The organism is Streptomyces sp. NPDC005492 (assembly GCF_040605995.1).
Lineage (GTDB): Bacteria > Actinomycetota > Actinomycetes > Streptomycetales > Streptomycetaceae > Streptomyces.
This window is the reverse complement of record NZ_JBEXDX010000029.1, coordinates 48,661-70,289: the sequence shown is the minus strand read 5'-3', so window position 1 is coordinate 70,289 and position 21,629 is coordinate 48,661. Positions and strand designations below refer to the sequence as shown.

Genomic DNA, 21,629 nt, shown 5'->3' with positions numbered 1-21,629 from the left:
AGGACGACACGTCTCCCTACCGCCCGACACAGAAACCAGACAATGCGTCACGTCGGGGCGAACGTTGCGCGATGCGGCACCAGGCGCAGACGGAGAGGCATCTGACCAGGGCATCCATCTGTGAGACCGAGCGGCTCGAAGACTGGCTCGGCCAGGAACTCCGGCAGCCCGCGCCCCGTCGCCCGTACCACCAGCACGCCTTGCACGGGCGCGGTGAGGTTGATCCCGAAGCCCCATCCCGAGTGCGAGGACAGGACGTCCTCGACCGTGAGGAGACGGGCGGCCGACACCACGTCGTCCAGCTCGCTCGCGGGAGTGCGGACGACCTTCGGGGAGGCCGGCTCCGGCAGCCGGCACGGTCGTCGATGGGCGCAGGCACGGCGGCGGTGGCGCCGTGCCTGCGGGCTCCGTCGTTCCCACGGCCGCGGTCTCCACCTCGCCTGAGCGGTCCACGAGGGCGACCGCTCCGGGGAGACTCCCCCGGCGACGTGCTGCTCCAACAGTGCGGTCAGGTGGCTCATCGGACTCTGCCTCATCTCGTCACGGACGACGGATTCGTATCCAGGACCGGCCGTCCGCCCCCACCTCATCGGCGCCCACCCGCACGCGCTCCCGCGACTCTTGTCGCCCGTGGACGGTTCAGCGGCCGTGGGTCGAGGTGCTGCGGTAGTCGGTGTACGTGTAGGGGTTGTCGAGGGCGACCCCCGTACACCGAGACTGATCCGGATCGCCGAGGAGGAGGGCGTCCTCGGCCCGCACCTGAACCTGTTCGCCGCCATCGGCCGGACGCACCCGCGAGTGCTGCACCGGACGCTTCCCCTCAACGGAGCGGGGGTGTGCGGCGCCGCCCTCGCGGACCTCGGCCTCCCACTCCAACTCCTGCGCGGCTTCGCCCTGTTGGCCCGTACGGCCGGACTGATCGGGCAGCTCGCCGAGGAACTGCGCCACCCCGTCGCCCAGGACGTCTTCCTGTCCGTCGACCTCAACAACACCCCTGTCCGGCCCGAGCTTTTCACCCCGAACCCGCTCACGAAGGACCGGCGGGAGAACTGACCCCGCGACCGCCGCCCCACCGTCCACCAGCACCGCAGACCAAGGAGCCGCAACCGTGTTCGTCGACGAGGACAACCTCACCGAGCTGGCCGTCGAGCGGTGGGCCACCGCGCACTCCCCGCGGCTGGGCGAGCTGATGACCGCACTGGTCCGTCATCTGCACGCCTACTCGCGCGAGGTGCGGCTCACCGAGGACAAGTGGATGGCCGCGATCGAGTGGCTGACCGCGGCCGGCCAGATCAGTGACGCCAAGCGCCAGGAACTGATCCTCACCTCCGACGTGCTCGGACTGAGCACACTGGTCGTCCAGTTGAACAACACCTTCACACCACGGGCGACCCCCGCGACGGTGCTCGGGCCGTTCCACCTCGACGGCTCACCGACCGCACCCCACGGCTTCGACATGTCGGACGGCATCCCAGGAACACCGCTCTTCTTCACCGGCAGGGTCACCGACACCGATAGCAAGTCCCTTCCGGGCGCCGTACTCGGCGTCTGGCAGGCCGACGCGGAAGGCGCCTACGAGGCCCAGCTCCCCGAGATCGACTAGGCACGCCTGCGGGCCAAGTACCGAACCCGTGAGGACGGCACCTACTGCATCCGCACCATCGCACCGCGCGGTTATGCCATACCCATGGACGGCCCCGTCGGCGACCTGATGCGTAGGACGGAGCTCAGCCACTTCCGGCCGGCACACGTCCACTTCCTGATCGACGAGCAGGGCTACCGGAAACTGATCACCCATCCGTTCCAGGCGGGCAGCGACTACCTCGACTCCGACGTCGTCTTCGGCACCAAGAACGTACTGATCATCCCGTTCACCGAACAACCGGCCGGTACCGCCGCTCCGGACGGCGGCACGCTCGAAGTGCCGTACCTGCACGCCGAATTCGACTTCGTCCTGGAGTCCCGCTGACCGCCGGGCGGAGGGTGCGGCAGTGCGACCGCGGCACCGGGCCCGGCTCCTGATGCTCATCGACGGGGCGTGCGAGCCCGTGTCCGACGTCGAACGAACTGCCCCGCGGCTGGGGAAGGGGCTCTCGGCTCACCGAACCCAGTGCTGGTCGGTCTCGCCGCTCTCGCCATCCGTGGCCGGGTCAAAAGGTAGCCAGCGATCTTCAGGGCGGAATGAGAGTGCATAGGGGTTTTGTCATCTCTGAACATGTGGCGGTGCGGCCTACTGGCCGGCCGGAGGCCATGGGCATGTTGGGCTGGGCACCCTGAGCGAGCGCAAGCCCTACAAGACCGACGTGCGTGACGAGCAGCGGGCGCTGGTCGAGCCTGCGGTCGCTGTGTGGAATGCCGCGCATACCTCGGTCAGCAGCCATCACCGCCGGTACGCGATGCGGGAGATCGTCAACGCAGTGCTCCACCAGGATGCTGCCAACACCCTTGAGGACGACGCGCGTTGCTCAGCACACCGCGACCCTGTCCTTGTCCTTGGCCGGGACAGCCTGGTCCGTCCCGTCGTGTCGGCCGTGCCGGTCGCCGTCGCGTCGCCCCGGGGGTACGCCTACGCCGACCAGGTCGCTTTTGCCGGTGACCAATGCGCCTGGCCGCAGGGACAGGACGATGACGAGAGGGGCACATGTCCCCGGTCGACGCGGACGACACCGAGCCAGCCGCCGCCCCCAACACGGCCGGATCCGGAACGAGTCGAGCCAAGTCGGCCGTCGCACACCCCTCGGCCTGATCCGATGTTCCGGAGGGACAGAACCCCCATGGGCACGACCCCGGCCGGCCGCAGGCCTCCGAGCAGCAGTACCGTTGACGGCGGAGCTTTGATGACCGCGCCGCACAACACCGTGATCATGGACCTCGGAAGCTGGTTGCAGTGGTTCCCTCATGGACTGCCCTGGCCGGGGCGGCAATCTTTTCTCTGCTGGCCACGCGGGCTTGCCGCAGGGTCGTCCGGCCCTGGACCGGCTCCCTGCCACCGACCTACCCCTCGGTCTTCGCACGGTTTCTGACGCCAGAGCAGCGTACGAGGATCGAAAGCGCCCCTGTCCCGGGGGCAGTCTGCCTCAGTGGTATCGCCGTCCTGCTCCTCAGTGGCGCATGGGTGCGGCCCGGAGTCGACGCGGACCAAGCGAATCCCGTCCTCAAGGCCGTGGCCGTCGCAGGGCTTGCGGCCTTCCTCCTCGGACTTCTCACTGAGCTCTCGGTCGCCTTCACCGGCGGCCCGGCCTGCTCATGCGCAACTCGCGTCCGACCCCCGCACCACCGGATTCCAGCCTCTCTGCGGAATCCGACGGTGCCGAGGTCGGTTCGGCCGGTATCTCGGTGCTCCGGGACGAAGAGGATTCGTACGCACGCCTGCGGCGGTACGACGTCTTCCTCGACGGATCCCGGGTAGGGCGGTTGCGACGCGGGGAAGTGTGTCTGACGCAGGTGTCGGGTGGACCCCATACCCTCCAGGTCAAGATCTCCTGGTGCTCGAGTCCCTTGCTCTCGCTGTTCCTGGCCGACGGTGAGCGAAAGGCCTTTGTCTGCCGGGCCCGACCGGAAGCGGCATCGGATCCCGTCGGTGCCGTGATGGAGCGCCACGAATTCCTCGTCCTTCACGAGATCCAGCAGAGCGGGCCCGGCAGCCGAGGCAACCGACCCCGGGCACACCAGACGGACGTACCCGCAGAACCACCCCACACAACGCCCCAACGTCGAGAAGACAACCGCGCGCGAGGGCCGAGACAGCAGCCCTGACTCTCCAGAGGACCGGTCCGTCACCTCACATCGACGAAGTCTCCTGCTGCTGTCGACGGGCCCGTCGTGGCTGTGCCCGTGAACACGAAGCGGAAATACCCGTCGCTCCCGGCCTTGGTGGTGGCCTTGAGCTTCCCCCCGGCGCCACTGGTGACGCTCTTCAGCGTGGTGTAGACGGCGCTGCCCTTCTTACGGAACTGCAACCGGACCGCCTGGCCTTGGTAGCCGGTGTACGTCCCGGTGTCCCAATTGGCGCGGGTCAGCTTCCCGTTGACCGTGATGGTCCGGCCCTTTTTCACCGGCTCGGGCGAGGCGTTCACCGTCACCGTGGCGTTCCGCTTGAACTGCGCGGTGCCGGTGGCGTCGGTCTCCGTCCAATCGTCGTGGGTGTCCTGTGCCGCGCCGAGTACCTTCCAGGCACCGGCGAGGCCGTTGTGGTCGAAGTCCCGCGCGGCGTCCACACCGAAGCTCACCTTGCACGTGGAGGTGATCGGGTCGGCAGGCGACACAGTGCACGCACCCGCCGGCGGATACAGCGGCAGGATGCCGTCGGCGTCGTCGGTGTTCGGACCATGCCACAGGTAGGCCCACGACGCGGCGACGCCGTCCGGATCCCGGACCGTCCAGGTGATCGTGACGGTCTTTCTCGTGGTCAGGCCGAGCACGATGTCCTTGCCGCCGTTGACCACGACGTTCGAGAACGTGGCATCGCTCGACGCGGCCCGTTCCGCGCCGTGGGCGGTTGCCGGAAGCACCGATGCGGACAGGGCGGTCGTCAGGGACGCGACGGCGAGGGCCGGGCGGATGCGCATGGAGTCCCCCTTCGGGACGACAGGTTCGCCGTCACTGCGCACGGCGATTCCTGATGGTGTGTCAACAGTGGCTAGACACACGGGAAACGCCCCCGGTTGCCCCGTTCTTCGAACGATCCTGACCCTTGCGGAAGACTCGGCATGGTGGCCTCGCACCGCACGCCCTCCGCCCGTGGAAGCACCTACACGGATCCTCGTCACTCCACGGCGGACCTGTGATGCCGCCCTATGAGGCCTTCCGATGCTCCGTCCCCCCGGTCGCCGACGTGGTGATCTGGCTCATCACGCCGACGGCTGAGGGGCTTTGTCACGGGTCACACTTCGTGGCGCAGCCGTTGAGCGGAGGGGGCCCCACCCCGCAGTTCATTGGTGCACAGCCCGCCCGGTCTCGGCCGGTCCGCAGCGATTGCCGTGCCAGTCCAGTATCAGGACCGTGGCGTCATCCCTGAGATTGCCGTGACAGGCGGCGAGCACCGCGGCGGTCAGGCTCCGGACCGCTTCTCGCGGGTGCAGTGCGCGGGTGCCGTGGACAAGCGAGGCCAGGTCGACAGCGGCGGCGCCGCGCTCCTGCATTCCGTCGGTGAGCAGGACCAGGCGGTCTCCCGGACGCAAGTGCAGTACCTGCAGGCGGTACGGGCTGGGGGCCGCCACGCCGAAGGGCAGGTTGACGGCGAGTTCGACCTCCGCGACGGCGTCATCGCGCAACAGCAGGGGCCGGGGATGACCGGCGTTGACCAGGTTGACCCGGCCGGTGTCGAGGTCGACGCACAGCAACTGGCCCGTGGCCAGGCCGCGGCTGTGAGCCAGCATGGCCTGGTGGGCGTGCTGGGCCTGCTTGAGGGGATCACAGCCGCTGCGGCGCGACCGGCGTAGTGCGCCGACCAACAGGGTGGCCAGCAGGGCGGAGTTCGTGTCGTGCCCCATGGCATCGGTGACGGACAGGTGCAGGGTGTCGCGGTCGAGGGTGTAGTCGTAGGTGTCGCCACCGATGTCGTCGGCCGGAACCAGGCCCGCGGCGAGGGTGAACTGCTCCGCCTCGCAACAAGGCGCCGAGGGAAGCAACTGATGCTGGATCTCCGCGGCCAGGCTGGTCTCGGTGGTGCGCCGGCCTAGATGGTACAGATCCGTGAAACGGCGGTCCGTGACGATGATGTAGGCCAGCGCGTGCGCCGCATCACGGACCTGCCGCAGCACTACGTCGTCGGCGCACTGCAGAGTCACCTCCAGGACACCGATGCAGTCACCACGGTTGGTGACCGGCGTGATGACGCACTGCCCGCCCTGGCCGTCCTCTTCCACTTGCTGGCGCTGGCTCTTCAGAACTCCGTCGTACACGCTGCCCTGCAGGTCCAGCGACTGGACAGTGTCGTCGGCCTCGCCGCCGGCCGCGGCCAGGCGTACGAGCCGCTGCCCGATGAGGTCGACGAACAGGAAGGACACACGCTCCGCGCCAAGCCTCTTCTGCAAGTCGTGTGCCACGACGTCGACAGACTCACCGGGCGGGGCCGCTTCCGCAGCGGCCAGCAACTCGCCCAGTTCCAGATCTCCACCCTCCACGACAACCTCCTATCGGCTGTCGCACCTTCTTCCCCGACTCCGCGCGATATTGCCTGTTGTGCCCATCCTCACCGGTCAAGGCGGTGGGCCCGACCGATGCGAGCCGGTGTCGACTTGGTCGTCACCGCGAAGGAAGGCGAGTCATGGATGAGACGAGTCGACACACGTCAGAGCCGCCGGTCGGTGAGCTGGTTCAGCATGCCTCGCGACAGCTCACCGAGCTGGTACGGAGCGAAATGCGGCCGGCGCAGGCCGAGATGAAGGAGAAGGGCAAGCGTTACGGCAAGGGTGGCGGACTCTTCGGAGGGGCCGGCCTGGCCGACTTCGGGCAGCCCACCCACCGAAATCAAGCCAAGCGATGACGCAATCACCCTAAGCCACCGCCCTCAAGGAACAGACGACAGCCAAGGCCGCGGAACTGACGGGACAGGCCGAGGTGAAGGCATCCGAGGCCTCGCTGACAAGGTGCCCGACACGGTCAAGGACAAAGCAGCCGTGGCCGCCGAGCAGGTGAAGGCCACGGCGCCCGAGCCCGTGCGGAACCACCGCACCGCACTGATCAGTGCGGGCGCGGCCTTTCTGGCTGTCTTCGTACTGCTGCGTCGCAAGAAGAAATAGGGCTACGGCCGCGGTCCCCGCGCACATCACGGGCAGAGCCATCCGCGTTCGGCAGCCTCACTTCTCCAGTGGAACGACCGTCTGGCCGGAGTGCTTCGGGGCTTCGGCCTCGTCGAGCATGGCCGCGGCGACAGTGGCCCGGCTGATGCGGGCGGGGAACATGCGGTGGGGCACCTCGCCCAGGGTGAGAGTGCGTCGGCGGTCGCTCAACGCGCCGTTCGAGTAGGGACCCGCGTGAAACACGGTGCCGCCCGCGTCGAGAACCGTGGTGTCCGCCCCGACCCGGTCGGGAATCTCCTCCCGCATGAACCGCCCGAGGAGCGTTCTCGTCATTCCGCCCGCCACGGGTGCGGACTGCCCGGTGCCGAAGGCGCCCACCCACACCACGTGCGCCGGTGTACCGGCCACCGCCGCCCGCGCGCCGGCCGTGAGGGCGCCCGGCTTCTCGCCCTCGGCGATGCCGAGCCCTGAGACGATCGTCGCCCCGGTTCCCAGTGCGGCGGCCATCGCGTGCGGATCGCGCACGTCCGCGGCGACACGGTGCAGCCGGTCCGAGTCCGGCACGGTGATGCGCTCGGGGGTGCGGGCCACGGCAATGACGTCGTGTCCGCGTTCGAGCGCCTGCTGGGTGAGCTGACGCCCCAACGCGCCGGAAGCCCCCAGGACAGTGATCTTCATGGTGTTCCTTCTCGTACGTGGGTGGGCGCGTCAGACGATCGGCGACAGGACCGCAAGTGCCGCCGCGTGCAAGCCGGGCGCGGCGATGAGCACGTCCCGGCTGCCCGGGGTCCAGGGCCGGCCCCGCAGGTCCGTGACGATCCCTCCCGCCTCGCTGACCAGCAGGGAACCGGCGCTGACGCCGGGCAGGTCCGGCTCGTACTGCCAGAAGACGTCGTACTGGCCGGAGGCGACCGCCAGCAGCGGGAAGGTCGTCGGGATGGTGTTGCGCACCAGCAACGCACACTGGGACAGCGCAGCCACGGCGCGACCGAACCGCTCGCTGACGTGTCCGTCGCCGCCGGCCTGGCTCGCGGTCACGATCGCCGCTTCGAGCTCCGTCTTGTCGGACGCGCGGAGCGACGTTCCGTTGAGCTTGGCCCCGCCGCCCTGGACGGCCGTGTAGGTGAGGTCTCCGACGGGCTGCCGTACGACGGCCAGTACGGGCACGTTGTCGCGGATCAGCGTGACGGTGACACCCCACTCGGGCAGTCCGTGCACGTGGTTGACGCCGCCCTCCGCCCCGTCGACGACCCACCAGTCACCCTCGGGCAACAGGCTGCCCTCCTGTTCCTCCTCGACCCAACCGGCGCCGGGCAGGGCGTCGTTGAGGACGGTCCGCGCGGCGGTCTTCGATTCGCTCTCTATGTGCATGCCGAGCTTGTACATGGCGGCGCGGTCCGTGGGACGGGAGTCGCGGGAGAACGCCTTCATCAGGCGGTCACCGGCTTGGGTGGCAGCGTGTACGACCTGCGGGAGCAGTTCGGCGAGGTCGGTGGTGGTGGCTTGTCCGGTGGACGCGGTGCTCATGGCGGACTCACTTTCCTTGGAGAGTGCCGGGAAGGTTCCGGCGAGGACTCCATGGAAGTGACCGGCCTATACATGCGTCAAATGCATGCTTTGGACGCCAGAGATTACTCAGACGCAATCATTGGGTCGCCTACGACAGTCCTCACCACCCTGCGTACTTGCTCGCGGAACCAGACGTGCGCGGGGTCGGTGTCGTAGAGCTGGGGCCAGGCCAGGATCATCGGAGCGGGCGGCACCTCGAAGGGCAGGGGCCAGGACCGCAGTCCGTACCGGGCCACCGTCGAGGCGCTCGTCCGCTCGGGTACGGTCACGACCCCCTTGGTGGCCACGGCCAGGGACAGAGCGGTCCCCAGCGTCGGGGCCGAGGCCACGACGTGGCGGGCGAGTCCCTCCGCCCGCAGCATGTCGTCGATCGGATCCCGGAGCCGGCCACGGCGCGAAACGATCACATGGCGGGCTTGTGCGTACTGTTCGATCGTCAATCGCCTGTGGCGCCCGTCGGGTTGTCGTACGACCACCAACCGGTCCTGCCCGAGGATCTCGCTGCGTACCTCCGGCGAGGCGGGCTCACTCGCCCCCACCTCCAGGTCGACCCGACCGCGCCGGAGATCGTCGGTGTCGGTGCCCGACTCGGCCAGCAGCCTGAGCCTGACGCCGGGGGCCTCGACGAGCAGCGTTCTCAGCAGGTCAGGGCCGATGGCCGCCGTAATGGCGTCGTGGAACTGGACCGTGAAGGTGCGGTCCAGCGTGGACAGGTCGAGTGTCCGCTGCGGCGACAGCAGCGCCCCGGCAGCCTGCACCAGCCGGTGGACATCGGCACGGACGGCCACGGCGTACGGAGTGGGGGTCATCGACCGGCCGGTGCGCACGAGGATCTGATCGCCTGTCACTCGCCGGATGCGGCCGAGCGTACGGCTCATGGCGGGGGCGGACAGGTTCAACCGGTCGGCGGCTCCGACGACACTGCCCTCTTCGAGCAGAGCGTCCAGGGCGGTGAGCAGATTCAGGTCCAGTTGCATGCGAGTAACTCTAGAGCTGCATGGAATGCATCATCGGTCATGTTCGAGTGCCATTGGGGGCCGCAGACCCCTTGTTAGGTATTTAGCTAAGGTGCTAAATAGAGTCCATGACACGAGCTCAGGACGAAGCGAGCGCCTTCCGGGCCCTCGCCGATCCGACGAGGCGCCAGATCCTGGAGGAGCTGCGGGGCGGCGAGCTGGCTGCCGGACAGATCGCGGGCAGGTTCCCGATCAGTGCGCCGTCCGTCTCCCGCCATCTCGGTGTGCTCAAGGAAGCCGGCCTGGTCACCGAGCGCCGGGAGGGCAACAGGATCCTCTACACACTGGCCGAGGACCGCCTGGCGACCAGCATCGGACGCTTTCTCAGCGCCGTCTGCCCCGAGCAGATCGTCTTGCGCCACACCACATGGCGCCCGGGGGCGCAGAGCGAGGGATCATGAGGCAGCCATTGCTGTCCAGCGTCATCGAACGACGGCTTCTGGTGAACTACCGGGTGGCCCCGGACGTCGCGGCACGGCAACTCCCCGAGCCGCTGCGCCCGCACCTGGTGCACGGCTATGCGGTCGCCGGCATCTGCCTCCTGCGCCTGGGTAGTGTGCGGCCGTCCTGGGTACCCGAGACGTTCGGGCTGCGGAGCGAGAACGCGGCGCATCGGATCGCCGTCGAGTGGGACGGGCCGGACGGTGTCGAGACCGGCGTGTACATCCCGCGCCGCGACACCGGCTCGCGGCTCAATGCCTGGGCCGGGGGCCGTGTGTTCCCCGGCGAACACGGCCGTGCGGATTTCGAGGTGCACGAGACGCCCGACCAGGTGCGTGTCGCGTTGGCGACCAGGGACGGTGGCACACGAGTGGACGTCACCGTCGAGCTGGACGACGAGTTGCGGGGCAGCGAGTTGTTCGCCGATCTCGGGGCGGCTTCCCGTTTCTTCCGGGACGGGACGAAGGGCTTCTCGCCCACCGGATCGAGCCACCGGTTGGACGGCATGGAACTGCGCACCGACGCCTGGCACGTGGAAGCCGGCCGGGTCCGATCCGCCGAGTCGTCCTTCTTCGACGACCTGGACCGGTTTCCGCCCGGGAGCGCGACCCTGGATTGCGCTCTGGTGATGCGGAACGTCCCCGCCGACTGGCGGCCGCTCCCGGCCATGGCCACGACGCGAGACGCTCAACTCGCCTGTCCGGTCGCCGAGTCGGCGGCGGCCCGTGCTACAGCTCGGTGGCGACGGGGCCGGGGCTGACGGTGTTGACGCGGATGCCCCGTGGTCCCAGTTCCTTGGGGAGGGACTTGCTGAAGCTGGCCAGGGCGGCCTTGGCGGCGTTGTAGTCGATCACGAGGGGGTCGGGCAGCGTGGAGTTCACCGAGCCCACGGTCACGATCGCGCCGGAGCCCCGCTCCAACATGAGCCGGATCGAGGCGCTGCGGCGAACAGTGCTGGGGAGATCCGCTTCGTTCGCCTGCTCCAGGGAGAGTTCGCTCGCGTACGCACGCAGCAGATCGTGGAAGACGTAGCGGCCGGGGGCATGTTCGGTGAGGAGGTGTGCGCGGGCGAGTTCGTCCAGCGCGGCACGGGTCTGCCGCACCGGGCACCCGACCGGGCGGCTGCCACACGGACGCCGAGAGTTGGTGAACGCGTCGAGGCTGCCGTGAGCTTCCCTCGATTCGCCGACGAGCGTGGCCAGCGGGAAGGCCGGGGTGATCAGGGCTCGCGCGGTGATGACGGCGGGGACGAGCGGCAGTCTGCCGCACAGCGTGATGATCTCCTCGATCGCTTCCGGCTCGGCGGCCACCCGGTCCACACCGAGCCGTCGCGCGAGCGATTCCCTGGCCTCGCCGTAGGACAGCAGGTCCGGGCTGAGGGGGCGTCCACCGTCGGCCACGACCAGGCTGGTGAGCTGGGCCCGGCTGGTGATCAGCACCAGACGACCGGCCGCGGCGGACAGCGGCGGGCGTATCTGCTCGGCGTCGTGGGCGTTGTCGAGCGGTGCCAGCACCGGTCGGCCGGCCAACAGGCCGCGATAGAAGGCCACTTGAGCATCGACCACGTTCGGATCTGCTGAGGACCGACACCGAGCGCCTCCGGGAAACCCCGCACCGCCTCGGCCGGATCCATCGTGGAACCCCGGAGATCGAATCCGCGCAGACTGCAGACTGACGTAGAGCTGACCGTCCGGGAACCGGGGAGTCACCGTTCCTGGACGAGGAGCAGGGTGGTCCTTCCACAGCGTCGGCTCCGGCTGCATCGGGCGTCTCCCCCGGCCGGGGCCGTCGCGGCGGGGAAGAGCGAGGTCTCGTCCCCGTGCAGTCCGGCGCCGTCGAGTCTCAGCAGGTCCTTGTTGGCCACGGCGGGTGCGACCTGTACGTATTCGCCCTCGACGAAGACCGGGCCGAGGGCGGCCAGCGCGCCAACAGGTCGATGACGCGCTCCCCCGCCACCTCTTCGACCGACTCCCGGGCAACCGTCTTGCGCAGCAGCGCCGCCGGGCCGTGCGGTGCGTCGAGCAGCCGGAACACCGCCGCTTCGAACGGGTCGGTAAGGCCGAGGAGCCGCCAGGGGAAGTCCGGCCGGGTGTCGACCAGGACGATGTACCCGCCGAGGCCGCAGTGGGTCAGGCTGCTGCGCGAGTACGCCCGTGTCCAGTGAGCGAGGGCCGCCCAGGCAGCCCACTGGCTCTTCGTCCGAGCGTTGGGAATCGCGCCCGTTGGGACTGCGTCACGAGCCGTCGCGCAGTTCGTGAAGGCGTTCGCGGGTGAAGTGGATGTCGTCGAAGGTGACCACGCATCCGTCACCGGTCGGCGATTGTGCCTCGAAGCCGACGACGGCGTGCGTGGACGTGCCATCGAGGGCGAAGAAGCGGATCATCCGCCATGTCTTGCCGTCGAGGGACGCGTGGTATGCGAAGGCGTGATCGATTCGGGCGACGCGAAGCCACACCGTCTGGCCGTCGACAGCGAAGGCGTTGGCGTCGTCCGCGACGCCGCGGGCCACCACCGAGACGATCATGGGCTTGCGGTCGGGGGAGTATTCGAAGCAGAGCTTGCCCCAGTGGCGGTCGTCGATCCACAAGAGCAGCACGCCGGCATCGAAGGTGGACTTGAAGTCGACGGTGACGCGGGCGCTGAACTGGAAGTCACCGTCCGGGGGGACGCCGAGCAGGGTCGCGGCGTTGAGCATGGACTCGGCGTTGAGCTGAGAATCCGCCCCCGGGTCGATGAAGATGTCGCTATGGGGGGCCGCTGTGGCTGTCACCGTGTCGGTCGCCTCGTCGACGGTCCACGCCTCGCCGGGCGACGGTGAGAGGGTGAAAGGCAGTCCAGGCACGTTGCGGGTAATGGCCATGTCGCTACTCCCACGGTTCAAGGTGTGCGGACCTGTGCATCGGGGATGAGGTCGTGGAGCGTGCGGCGCACGATGTCCTCGGTGAACTCCTGTTGCCAGAAGTACTTTTACAGGCCGATGCCTTCCTGTACAACGTCGATCACATGCCCGCAGACGCTGTGGATGTGGCGGGAGAAGCACCGTGTCGCCCTGCGGTCGCGGGAGTCCGCGACGGTCATCTGGACGAGCCACTCACGAGGGTCCTCGCGAAGTTCAAGATTTCCATGGACTCGTCGAGCGGCGAAGAGATCGTTCGCGAAGCGCTCTAACGCGGTGAAGACCAGGCTCAGGCCCCGCTCCTCGATGACGTCCAGTGTCACGGCCAGGATGCGGTCGGGTCGTTGCGGCTCGGGTCTCCGCGATGCAGCACTCATCGAGGCAACACTCCCTGCGATGGGCACCCTTCAGCGACTTCGCTCACCTGACCATAGGAACGTTCGCACGACGGAGCAGGGCGGAGGCCACACGGCCTGGACACGACGCAGCGCGTTGTCTGTCACCGGTCCACTCCAAAACTCAGTCGAACCAGATCGCATGGGTTCGCTAGTGCTGTGACCGCGTAGGTTCGCCGTGTTGGTGGTGGTGGCGGCGGTTGGATGTGCGGTGACGTCCGATCCGACCGCTGGAGGCGCGGTGGCCGAGCCTGTCCGCGTGCGCAGACTGACCGATCAGGAAGGGTAGCGGCTGCAGCAGATCGTGCCGATGCTGCTGGCCTCGGTCGGCGCCAACGCCCGCCACAGCGACGCCCTGGCCGCCGAACGACATGAACGCGCCCGCATCCGCATCCACAGCGAGAAGGGCATCCGCTGGGGTGGCGGACCCCTGTCGGCGACGGCCTGAGTCGGCTGGAAGGTGAGTTACCGAGATCATTTGATGACGTTTGCCCGATGCTGTTCCAGCACACCAATGGACAGTGCTGATACGGCCATCAGCCCGAACACGATCGGGCTCGAACCACCGCTGTGATGCCGCTCCCAGATATGGAATCCGACCAGCAGAACAACGACTCCGAACAGAACGATCTGTATCCACCTGACAGCCATGGCCCGTTGGCTGTGGCCGGCAGCGTTGCAGTCTCTTTTGCGCACCGGGACTCCCCTGCTCCTCAGTGCACCGACTGTAGTGGCGCCGAGGCCATCGGTTCGGCCCAACCCGGGGAACCTGCGCGGTCACAGCCCTACGAAGTCAGAATGTCTTCTCAGCGCTCCCTACTTCCACGTTCGGCACCGGCTGCCTCCGGGGTACACCACGGTCATGTCGTCTCCGAAGACTGGTGGGCACCGTACTCGGCCGACCACCAAGAGGTGTGCAGGGCCCGGCCGACCACGTTGGGTCTGTCAATGAACGGGTCAACTGGTGCGAGTTCTGGGTCAGTTGTGGGCTTTTGAGAGTCGGCCGTCGAAGGCGATTGGGAACGCACGGAGGGCCCGCTTCCAGCAAAGGTCTTCGTCCACCTCCGAAGGATTCGTTGTTGCCCAGCGGCAAAGTCGTCATCGCCCCCCGGCTGCTGACCCCCCACCCAACCACCTCCGAAGGCGAGATCGAGTTCACCTTCCGCGGCGAGAAGCACACCGTGCGGGCCGGATCCACGATCAACATCCCGGCCAACGCACCGCCACACCGCACAACTTCCGCAACACATCAGGGGCGCCCGCCCGGATGCTGTGCATGTGCACCCCGCCGGCCAGGACGAGTACTTTCTGCGCATCGGCGATGTCGTAGCGGGCAAGGACGCGCCACCCCCGCAGCACTCGCCGCACGAACTCGCGGAACGCCGCCGCCACGCGGCCGAGTTGGCCCCGACCTACCGAAGCGAGTTCCTCTAGCCCGCAGGGCCGGTGACCCCGGCACCGGTCCGCCGTTGGCCGACGGCAGTCGAGCGGCGTGTGCGCCCGCGTCGGCGCGCAGTGCCGCCAACTCTCAGGACGAAGCGCGACGAGCCTCCGCCTGTGCGGCCCACCACGCCCAGTGGATCGACACCGGATCACCACGGTCGACCTCGAACCCGTTGAGGAACACCGGCTCCCCCAGCGCCAGCGCCTCCATCTCCGCCCGCGCGTTGACACGGGTGTAGACGGCCCGGAAGACCGCGTCGTGGACGGTCGGCCCGACCACTGTCATGCCATGGCCGCGCATGAGCACCACGGACCGGTCCCCCAGCGTGCGCGCAAGCGCCGCACCCGCGACGGGGTTGTCGACCAGCATGGTGTTGTCCTGGCCCATCACCTCCCGGATGTCGAACACCGGAGCTGGATCGCTCCCCAGGAAGTAGGCCGTGTGCAGCACGGCCTTGAGCGGTGCCCCGGTGAGCCCGAACGGCAGCACGGCATCGGTGTGGCTGTGCACCACCGCCATCACGTCGGGGCGCGCCCGGTAGATCCCGCCGTGGATGTACCGCTCGCTCGGACCCGTGCGGCCACCTGCCCGGCACGGCTCGCCGTTCTCGTCGTACTCGATGACATCGCCGGCGGTGACGTCATCGGGAACGACGCCGCCCCGTTGCATGAAGAAGTGCGCGGCGTCGGCCGCGGACCGGACGCTCAGGTGACCGAAGCCGTCCAGGACGCCATGGTCGTAGAGGACGTGGTGCGAGGCGACGAGCTCGGCGATCCGCTCCTCGTCGGTGGGCGGGATCGTCCCGTCGACCCGCTGCGAGGTGTTCGGCGGGCTGTACTGTTCCATTTCCATTTTCGTCGCTCACTCCCCTGACGGGTGTTGCGTCGGCTCGGGATCTGGCCGCATGAGGTGGTCCGCCAAGAAGTCCACTGCCTGCTCGATCAGCGGGCCGTGATCCGCGCCCTCGAACATGTGACCCGCCCCCTCGACCAGACGCAGGGTCACCGGCGCGCCCCGCGCCGCCATGGCCTCGGCGAGCACGACGCTCTGCCGGTAAGGCACGTACGGGTCCTCCGTGCCGTGCATCATCAGGAGCGGCGCGGGCCCGGACGACGCCGAGTAGCTGAGCGGGCTCGCCGCACTCGCCGCGTCCGGGTTCTTCCGCAGCGGACCCCCGATGAGGAGCGACTCGGGCGATCCGGGGTCGTCGTGCGGGTGGATCGACCTGCCGCCCTCGGCCTGGGTGTCCATGGCCAGGAAGTCCGTCGGCGGATACCACGCGACGGCTACGCTGACCTCGGAGGACGGGCCGGTCACGCCCACCTCGCCCTCCAGCGCCCGCTGCCGCCCGTCCAGCGCAAGGAAGGCCGACAGGTAGCCACCCGCGGACTCGCCCCACACGCCGATCCCGTCGGGCAGCAGACCGAGATCCGGCCCGTGCCGGCGCACCCAGCGCACGGCGGCCTTGACGTCGTGCACGCAGGCGGGGAACCGTTCCTCGAACGCGAAGCGGTACTCGACGACCGCCACCGCGATCCGCCGGGCCAGCAGCGCCTCCCACGGCGGGCCCGAGAGGGCACTGCGACGGCGTGACCCCATGAGGAACCCGCCGCCGTGCAGCCACAGCACGACGGGAACGGGGCCAGCTCCCGCCGGCACCATCAGGTCCATGCGCAGCGGGCGATAGCCGATCTCGTTGGCGTAGACGATGTCGCGGTAGAGGCGTGTCCCGTCGTCGCCGTCGGTCGGCGGGGGCAGGGTCGAGGGGGTGTCCGGCGGCGGTGCGACCAGTTGCGGCACTGGCGGTTGTTCACCGGCGATACGCATGTTCACTCCGATGCTCGGGCGCTGGTGGAGAGCACTGTGGCGGGGGCGGCGCTTCGTGCGGTGTCCAGTGCGTGGCGTGCGGCGTTCTGGAGATGGTCGATGTCGTCGGAGACGGAGGCGAAGGTGAACCCGTCGGCGAGGGCCCGGGCCGCTGCGGCTCCGGTGTTCGTGTGCAGTCCGCATCCCCGTCCGGCGGCCCGGGCGGCGGCGCGTACCCGGTCCAGGGCGTCGGCGAACCGGGGTGCGGGCCGTTCGGTGGCGGGCGGGAAGTCACCCAGGGCCAGGGAGAGGTCCGAGGGCCCGACGTAGAGGGCGTCGACGCCGGGGACCCGGGCGATCGTCTCGACGTTGTCGAGACCCTCCAGGGTCTCGATCATGACGACGCAGGCGACGGCCCGGTCGGCCTCCCGCGGATCGGGGCCGATGCGGAGGGCGGAGCGGACCGGTCCGTAGCTGCGGGTTCCGGTGGGCGGGTAGCGGCAGGCCCGGACGGCGGCGGCGGCCTCCTCGGGGGTGCTGACCAGCGGGACGATGACGCCGGCGGCTCCCAGGTCCAGGGCGCGGCCGATGTGCTGGGGTGTGTTGGCGGCGACGCGGACCATCCCGACGGTGGTGCCGGCGTCGATCGCGGTCAGGTTGCGCAGGCAGCCGGTGTCGTCCAGGAGGCCGTGCTGCGCGTCCAGGCACAGGTAGTCGTAGCCGAGCCGGGCGAGGCGTTCGGTCATCGGGGGGTTGTCGGTGCCGATCCAGAAGCCGACCAGCCCGGCCCGGGTGCGGATCCGTTCGGCGAAGCCGGCCGCCACGGTCATGCTGTCTCCTCCGGTCGCGGGGCCCGGACCGCCGCGCGGGCGGTCCGGGGCGGAGTGCGCCGTGCCGTCATGCGGTGACGTCTTCCGGGTCCGTTACGTCCGAAGCACGGGTGGGGAAGAAGCGGCACTCCGCGCGGACCGGTTCGTCCCGGTGCGTGACGTCGGTGACCAGCAGGACACCGCAGCCGGGGCAGTAGAACTCCCGGGCGACGAACACATCGGTGCGGCAGCGCTTGTTGAGCGCGGTCAGGGAGGTCAGCGGCCGCTCCCGGAAGACCAGGCTCTGCTTGTAGTCCTCCTCGTAGGCACCGAGGTCGAGGTGGCATTCCGTGCAGCGGATCCGCGCGCCGCCGACGGCGCGGACGGCTTCCACGGCGTCGGCCACCGGATGCAGCACCTCGGCGTCCGTCACCACGCCGCGCCCGGTGCTGGTCGTGCCGTCGACCGGCCGGGCTTCGGCCAACCGCTCCTCGCGGACGGCGGCGCGCCGGCGCTCGGTCGCCGTCTCGTCGACGGCTCCGTCGGTCAGGACGACCCCGTAGTTCTCATGGGCCGACCACGCCGACACATGGCCCTCCCGGACGTCGCGGGCCACCGCCGCGGGATCGCGGTGCAGCGGATCGCCGTATCCGGAACCGGCGTTGGTGACGCCGGTGACGACATCGGCGTGCCCGATCGTGGTGAGGTCCTTGGCGGCGAGGGCCTGCACGGTGCCGCCGACGACCTCCTCCTCGGTGCGCGGCAGGTGTCCGGCCCCGAGCCGGGACCAGATGTCGCTGTCGCGGACGACGACGTTCGAGACCGCCGCGCCGGGTGCCCCGCCGGCCAGTCCCATCCCGCCGGGCATCTCCACTCCGGAGGACAGGGTGAGGACCGTGACGTCGCCGCGCTCCTTGTGGGGCACGCTGCCGAAGGCGACGCACACGCCGCCGCGGTAGCGGCCCGCACCACCGGAGTCGCACAGTTCGGTGCGGTAGAGCTGGAGGAACGGCCGCCGGTCCTCACAGGTCTCGGCGTTGGCCAGCCGGGAGCCCATCGAGTGGTAGATGCCGCCGCTGTCGACGCCGTCGGCGAAGGTCCGGGCTCCGCCGCCACCGGCGAAGGTGTCGGTGATGGCGCCGACGGCGTACTCGCCGTCGCGGCCGGTCGCGGCCATCGCCGCGCCGGGGTGGCCGGCCGCCCAGGTGGCCTGGGCCTCGGAGCGGAACCGCTCGGAACTCAGCAGCATCTTGGCGATCGCGCTGGCGGTGACATCCTGGGTGCACAGGGTGCCCTGAATGGAGGACAGGCTCACCGCGGCGGTGCTCGCGGCGTTGTTGATGCTGCCCTCCTCGGCGCGGATCTCCACGATCCGCCGCAGCGCCCCGACCGACCAGGGCAGGTCGTAGCACAGGGCGAGCAGCAGGCAGCCGACCACGGCGCCCTCCATGGCCGGGCGGGCGCAGTTGACCGGGCCTTGGGCCTCGGGAGAGGTGCCCTCGAAGTCGATGACGAGGTTGTCGTCGCGCTTGGTGACCCGGCAGCAGATCCGGTAGACCTCGTCGTTGGTGCCGTCGTGGTCCAGGTAGCCCTGGGCGAACCAGGTGCCGTCCGGGATCTCCCGCAGCCGGCCGCGGACCACCCGCTCGACGTAGTCGATGATGCCGTCCTGGCTGGCCAGGAACGCGGGCAGGCCGTAGCGGTCGATGAGTTCCTTCATCCGCTCCTGCGTGGCGCGGAGCGCGGCGATCCGGGCACGCATGTTGAGCGCGTTGACCTGTGGGGTGCGGCTGTTGCGCAGCCGGGCCCGCTCGATGTCCCGTTTGAGTTCCCAGTTCTCCACGATCCGCAGGGCCGGGAACAGCGGTGCCTCGCCGAACCGGTCGGTGGCGCCCAGCACGAAGCTGGAGGGCACCGGGCCGCCGACGTCGTCGTCGTGCATGACGATCCCGGTCCAGGCGACCAACTGCCCGTCGTAGAACAGCGGGGAGGCCATGATGCCGTCGTTGGCGTGCAGCGCACCCCACCACGGGTCGTTGGTGTAGAACATGTCGCCTTCGTGGAGGTCGTCCGCCGGCCAGTCGGCCAGCAGCTTGCGCACGAAGTCGTCCAGGGCCGCACCGTGGTGCATGATGTACACCCCGGTGACCAGGCCGCGGCCGTCCGCGGTGACCAGTGCCGCGTTGAAGTCGAAGCCGTCGTACACCACCGGCGAGGCCGACAGCCGGGCCGCCATCCGCGCCTGGTCGTCGTTGATCGCCCACAACCGGTGCCGGATGACTTCGAACGTCACCGGGTCCAGTGCCGCCTCCGTCCCCACCTGCGGACCGGATGATGCCTCTGCCGTAGTCGTCATCTCGTCTTCCCCGCTCTCTACTTGTCCACCGCGGCACCGGCCGGGGCCCGTGGGGTCAGTCGAAGGCTCAACTGGTCGTCGACGCGCGCGGTGAATCCCGGCGGTACGACGACGCTGTCGCCCATGCGCTGGACCACCGCGGGTCCCTCCAGCACGTTGCCGGGCCGCAGGGCGCTGCCCCGGTACACCGTCGTCTCCGTACGACCGCGGTCCTCGAAGTGGATCGGCCGCACCCCGCTGACCGCGTCGGCGGTGAGCGACGAGGCTGCGGCAGCCGGGGCTGCGGCCGGGCGCGGGACGCGGCGCCGGCCCACGACCCGGTGCAGGTCGATCTCGATGCCGCCGCCTTCGAGCAACGCGCCGCCGCCGTACAGCCGGCCGTAGCGTTCGGCGAACCGGTCGATCAGCCCCTGGCCGCCGGACGTCCGCAGCAGGTCGTCGTCGACCGGGATGACCAGCGTCTGCGGCTGCATCCGGAACCGGACACCGGCGTACCGGGAGATCTCCACGTCCTCGTCGGTGCCCGACTCCGCCGCGAACTGGGCCCGGACCCGCCGCTCCAGCGCCCGGAAGGTGGTCTCCATGGCCTGGATCTCCCGGTCGGCCAGCGGAGAACGCAGGCTGTGGCTGGCGTCCGCGGTGTGGGTGATGTCGCAGGCCAGCATGCCCTCGGCCGAGAACGCCGTGGAACGCGCCGGGATAATCAGCTCCTTGGCGCCGATGTCGCCGCCGTAGAACGCCGCGTGGGTCGGGCCCGCACCGCCGTACGCGGCCAGGACGCAGTCGCGCGGGTCGTTGCCCTGTTCGATCGTCAGCTTCAGGATGAGGTCGGCCATCTGGGAGTTGATGATGCGGAAGATCCCGGTCGCCACCTCTTCCGGCTCCATGCCGAGCTGAGTGCCGAGCCGGCTCAGCGCCTTCAGCGCCAGGTCCCGGTCCAGTCTCATCCGGCCGCCGAGGAACGCGTCCGGGTCGAGATAGCCCAGGACCAGGTCGGCGTCGGTCACCGTGGCGTCGGTGCCGCCCAGTCCGTAGCAGGCCGGACCCGGGCGGGAGCCGGCGCTGTGCGGGCCGACCCGCAGCAGACCGCCCTCGTCGATCCAGGCCACCGAGCCGCCGCCGGAGCCGATCGATTCCACCAGGACCTTGGGCAGCCGCAGGCTGTAGCGCGCCACGATCGGGTCGGTCGCCAGCGGCACCTCGCCGCCGAGCACCAGCCCCACGTCGAACGAGGTGCCGCCGACGTCGGTGCAAATGACGTTGGACTCGCCGTACAGCTCGCCCAGCGCCCGGCTGCCGATGATGCCGCCGGTGGGGCCCGAGTCCAGCGTCACCACCGGGCGCGCGGCCGCGTCCGCCACCGATGTCAGTCCCCCGCTGGCCTGCATCACCAGCAGCGGTGACCGGAAGCCGTTCGCCCGCAGCTTGGCGTCCAGCGCCTCCAGATAGACCGTCACCCGTGGCCCGACGTACGCATTGACCGCCGTCGTCGCCGTCCGCTCGTACTCGCCCAGTACGGGGGCGACCTCGCAGCTGACCGACACGAAGACGTGCGGCGCGCGTTCCTTGACGATCTCGGCCGCCCGCCGCTCGTGGGCGTCGTTGGCGAACGACCACAGCAGGGAGACCGCGATGGCCTCCGCACCGCCCTCGACGAGGTGGTCGACCGCCGCCGCGACCTCGTCCTCGTCGAGCGGGACCACCACGTCGCCGTCGCAGTCCATCCGCTCGTTCAGCCCGACCACCAGTTCCTGCGGGACCAGCGCGGCCGGCTTGTGCAGGCGCGTGGAGTGCACCAGTTCGCGCTCGGCCAGGCCCGCGATCTTGGAGTAGACCCGCCCGATCCGCAGCACGTCCTCATGGCCGCGCGTCGCCAGCAGACCGACCCGCACGCCCGAGTGGGTCACCAGGGCGTTGGTGGCCTGGGTCGTCCCGTGTACGAACGACTCGGTCCGTTCCAACAACTCCCGCAATGTCAGGCCCAGTTCGGAGGCGGCGAGGACCTCCACCGCCTCCAGGACGCCGTCCTCCAGAGCGCCGTACCGGGTCAGGGCCTTCGAGACGTACCGGCGGTCCTGGTCGTCGACGACGACACAGTCCGTGAACGTCCCGCCAATATCAACTGCAATCCGATACGACACCTTCGCTCCTCGG

At 69.5% G+C, this 21,629-nt stretch carries 21 protein-coding genes and 3 pseudogenes; 8 read left to right on the top strand and 16 right to left on the bottom strand.

What is annotated here, in order from left to right:
• Positions 1–47: 47 nt before the first annotated feature.
• The gene (locus tag ABZT04_RS31130) at positions 48–521 is read right to left on the bottom strand and encodes a hypothetical protein (RefSeq protein ID WP_356060315.1); all 474 of its coding nucleotides are present in this window, start codon (positions 519–521) and stop codon (positions 48–50) included.
• A gap of 172 nt (positions 522–693) precedes the next feature.
• Here ABZT04_RS31130 and ABZT04_RS31125 point away from each other — a divergent pair.
• A pseudogene (locus ABZT04_RS31125) lies at positions 694–1,053 on the top strand (citryl-CoA lyase); the annotation flags it as partial.
• Between the two features lie 55 nt (positions 1,054–1,108).
• Positions 1,109–1,969, top strand: a pseudogene (locus tag ABZT04_RS31120) (dioxygenase).
• Between the two features lie 1,807 nt (positions 1,970–3,776).
• Here the strand turns inward: ABZT04_RS31120 and ABZT04_RS31115 are convergent.
• Together ABZT04_RS31115 and ABZT04_RS31110 are read right to left on the bottom strand one after the other, a co-directional pair.
• Positions 3,777–4,568 (bottom strand): hypothetical protein, encoded by a 792-nt coding sequence (locus ABZT04_RS31115; protein ID WP_356060314.1) that lies wholly within the window; start codon positions 4,566–4,568, stop codon positions 3,777–3,779.
• A 363-nt stretch (positions 4,569–4,931) separates the two neighbouring features.
• Positions 4,932–6,125, bottom strand: coding sequence for a PP2C family protein-serine/threonine phosphatase (locus tag ABZT04_RS31110; RefSeq protein WP_356060313.1), 1,194 nt, complete (start codon positions 6,123–6,125; stop codon positions 4,932–4,934).
• A gap of 143 nt (positions 6,126–6,268) precedes the next feature.
• Here ABZT04_RS31110 and ABZT04_RS31105 point away from each other — a divergent pair.
• Positions 6,269–6,442: pseudogene (locus ABZT04_RS31105) on the top strand (phage holin family protein); the annotation flags it as partial.
• Positions 6,443–6,590: 148 nt separating this feature from the next.
• On the top strand, positions 6,591–6,743 hold the full coding sequence (locus ABZT04_RS31100) for a hypothetical protein (RefSeq protein WP_356060312.1): 153 nt from the start codon (positions 6,591–6,593) through the stop codon (positions 6,741–6,743).
• A gap of 57 nt (positions 6,744–6,800) precedes the next feature.
• Here the strand turns inward: ABZT04_RS31100 and ABZT04_RS31095 are convergent, their stop codons facing one another.
• The 3 genes from ABZT04_RS31095 to ABZT04_RS31085 all read right to left on the bottom strand — a co-directional run bounded on the left by ABZT04_RS31095 (position 6,801) and on the right by ABZT04_RS31085 (position 9,289).
• A complete protein-coding gene (locus ABZT04_RS31095) occupies positions 6,801–7,421 on the bottom strand; it encodes an NAD(P)H-binding protein (protein WP_356060311.1) in 621 nt (206 codons plus the stop codon).
• 30 nt (positions 7,422–7,451) lie between these two features.
• Complete coding sequence (locus ABZT04_RS31090) at positions 7,452–8,270, bottom strand: inositol monophosphatase family protein (RefSeq protein ID WP_356060310.1); 819 nt, start codon at positions 8,268–8,270, stop codon at positions 7,452–7,454.
• 104 nt (positions 8,271–8,374) lie between these two features.
• A complete protein-coding gene (locus ABZT04_RS31085; protein WP_356060309.1) occupies positions 8,375–9,289 on the bottom strand; it encodes a LysR family transcriptional regulator in 915 nt (304 codons plus the stop codon).
• Between the two features lie 98 nt (positions 9,290–9,387).
• Between ABZT04_RS31085 and ABZT04_RS31080 the strand changes: the two genes are divergently transcribed.
• Positions 9,388–9,729: a metalloregulator ArsR/SmtB family transcription factor gene (locus ABZT04_RS31080; protein ID WP_356060347.1), complete on the top strand. Its 342-nt coding sequence runs from the start codon at positions 9,388–9,390 to the stop codon at positions 9,727–9,729.
• Positions 9,726–10,529, top strand: coding sequence for a DUF2071 domain-containing protein (locus tag ABZT04_RS31075; RefSeq protein WP_356060308.1), 804 nt, complete (start codon positions 9,726–9,728; stop codon positions 10,527–10,529). The genes ABZT04_RS31080 and ABZT04_RS31075 overlap by 4 nt, the downstream gene beginning before the upstream one ends.
• Here ABZT04_RS31075 and ABZT04_RS31070 read toward each other — a convergent pair.
• From ABZT04_RS31070 to ABZT04_RS31055, 4 genes are all read right to left on the bottom strand, one after another.
• Positions 10,498–11,334 (bottom strand): SDR family NAD(P)-dependent oxidoreductase, encoded by an 837-nt coding sequence (locus ABZT04_RS31070; RefSeq protein WP_356060307.1) that lies wholly within the window; start codon positions 11,332–11,334, stop codon positions 10,498–10,500. The genes ABZT04_RS31075 and ABZT04_RS31070 overlap by 32 nt on opposite strands.
• A gap of 140 nt (positions 11,335–11,474) precedes the next feature.
• On the bottom strand, positions 11,475–11,633 hold the full coding sequence (locus ABZT04_RS31065) for a hypothetical protein (protein ID WP_356060306.1): 159 nt from the start codon (positions 11,631–11,633) through the stop codon (positions 11,475–11,477).
• A 369-nt stretch (positions 11,634–12,002) separates the two neighbouring features.
• Positions 12,003–12,629: a DUF1349 domain-containing protein gene (locus ABZT04_RS31060; protein WP_356060305.1), complete on the bottom strand. Its 627-nt coding sequence runs from the start codon at positions 12,627–12,629 to the stop codon at positions 12,003–12,005.
• Positions 12,630–12,736: 107 nt separating this feature from the next.
• Positions 12,737–13,042 (bottom strand): hypothetical protein, encoded by a 306-nt coding sequence (locus ABZT04_RS31055; protein WP_356060304.1) that lies wholly within the window; start codon positions 13,040–13,042, stop codon positions 12,737–12,739.
• 322 nt (positions 13,043–13,364) lie between these two features.
• Here ABZT04_RS31055 and ABZT04_RS31050 point away from each other — a divergent pair, with 322 nt between their 5' ends.
• Positions 13,365–13,508, top strand: coding sequence for a hypothetical protein (locus ABZT04_RS31050; RefSeq protein WP_356060351.1), 144 nt, complete (start codon positions 13,365–13,367; stop codon positions 13,506–13,508).
• Between the two features lie 26 nt (positions 13,509–13,534).
• On the opposite strand, the gene ABZT04_RS31045 is transcribed toward ABZT04_RS31050, so the two are convergent.
• Positions 13,535–13,756, bottom strand: coding sequence for a hypothetical protein (locus ABZT04_RS31045; protein ID WP_356060303.1), 222 nt, complete (start codon positions 13,754–13,756; stop codon positions 13,535–13,537).
• Positions 13,757–14,338: 582 nt separating this feature from the next.
• On the opposite strand from ABZT04_RS31045, the gene ABZT04_RS31040 reads away from it, so the two are divergent.
• On the top strand, positions 14,339–14,494 hold the full coding sequence (locus ABZT04_RS31040) for a hypothetical protein (protein WP_356060302.1): 156 nt from the start codon (positions 14,339–14,341) through the stop codon (positions 14,492–14,494).
• 94 nt (positions 14,495–14,588) lie between these two features.
• Here the strand turns inward: ABZT04_RS31040 and ABZT04_RS31035 are convergent, their stop codons facing one another.
• From ABZT04_RS31035 to ABZT04_RS31015, 5 genes are all read right to left on the bottom strand, one after another.
• Positions 14,589–15,350, bottom strand: coding sequence for a class II aldolase/adducin family protein (locus tag ABZT04_RS31035; protein WP_356060301.1), 762 nt, complete (start codon positions 15,348–15,350; stop codon positions 14,589–14,591).
• Between the two features lie 15 nt (positions 15,351–15,365).
• Complete coding sequence (locus ABZT04_RS31030; protein ID WP_356060300.1) at positions 15,366–16,331, bottom strand: alpha/beta hydrolase; 966 nt, start codon at positions 16,329–16,331, stop codon at positions 15,366–15,368.
• A gap of 2 nt (positions 16,332–16,333) precedes the next feature.
• On the bottom strand, positions 16,334–17,140 hold the full coding sequence (locus ABZT04_RS31025) for an aldolase/citrate lyase family protein (RefSeq protein ID WP_356060299.1): 807 nt from the start codon (positions 17,138–17,140) through the stop codon (positions 16,334–16,336).
• A gap of 67 nt (positions 17,141–17,207) precedes the next feature.
• Positions 17,208–19,475 (bottom strand): hydantoinase B/oxoprolinase family protein, encoded by a 2,268-nt coding sequence (locus tag ABZT04_RS31020; RefSeq protein ID WP_356060298.1) that lies wholly within the window; start codon positions 19,473–19,475, stop codon positions 17,208–17,210.
• 17 nt (positions 19,476–19,492) lie between these two features.
• The gene (locus ABZT04_RS31015; protein ID WP_356060297.1) at positions 19,493–21,616 is read right to left on the bottom strand and encodes a hydantoinase/oxoprolinase family protein; all 2,124 of its coding nucleotides are present in this window, start codon (positions 21,614–21,616) and stop codon (positions 19,493–19,495) included.
• Positions 21,617–21,629: the final 13 nt, after the last annotated feature.

What these genes read in the sequence shown, in the direction of transcription:
- ABZT04_RS31130 (WP_356060315.1), bottom strand. Translation starts at nt 521, where the DNA reads ATGAGCCACCTGACCGCACTGTTGGAGCAGCACGTCGCCGGGGGAGTC.
- ABZT04_RS31115 (WP_356060314.1), bottom strand. Translation starts at nt 4,568, where the DNA reads ATGCGCATCCGCCCGGCCCTCGCCGTCGCGTCCCTGACGACCGCCCTG.
- ABZT04_RS31095 (WP_356060311.1), bottom strand. Translation starts at nt 7,421, where the DNA reads ATGAAGATCACTGTCCTGGGGGCTTCCGGCGCGTTGGGGCGTCAGCTC.
- ABZT04_RS31090 (WP_356060310.1), bottom strand. Translation starts at nt 8,270, where the DNA reads ATGAGCACCGCGTCCACCGGACAAGCCACCACCACCGACCTCGCCGAA.
- ABZT04_RS31085 (WP_356060309.1), bottom strand. Translation starts at nt 9,289, where the DNA reads ATGCAACTGGACCTGAATCTGCTCACCGCCCTGGACGCTCTGCTCGAA.
- ABZT04_RS31075 (WP_356060308.1), top strand. Translation starts at nt 9,726, where the DNA reads ATGAGGCAGCCATTGCTGTCCAGCGTCATCGAACGACGGCTTCTGGTG.
- ABZT04_RS31060 (WP_356060305.1), bottom strand. Translation starts at nt 12,629, where the DNA reads ATGGCCATTACCCGCAACGTGCCTGGACTGCCTTTCACCCTCTCACCG.
- ABZT04_RS31055 (WP_356060304.1), bottom strand. Translation starts at nt 13,042, where the DNA reads ATGAGTGCTGCATCGCGGAGACCCGAGCCGCAACGACCCGACCGCATC.
- ABZT04_RS31035 (WP_356060301.1), bottom strand. Translation starts at nt 15,350, where the DNA reads ATGGAACAGTACAGCCCGCCGAACACCTCGCAGCGGGTCGACGGGACG.
- ABZT04_RS31030 (WP_356060300.1), bottom strand. Translation starts at nt 16,331, where the DNA reads ATGCGTATCGCCGGTGAACAACCGCCAGTGCCGCAACTGGTCGCACCG.
- ABZT04_RS31025 (WP_356060299.1), bottom strand. Translation starts at nt 17,140, where the DNA reads ATGACCGTGGCGGCCGGCTTCGCCGAACGGATCCGCACCCGGGCCGGG.
- ABZT04_RS31020 (WP_356060298.1), bottom strand. Translation starts at nt 19,475, where the DNA reads ATGACGACTACGGCAGAGGCATCATCCGGTCCGCAGGTGGGGACGGAG.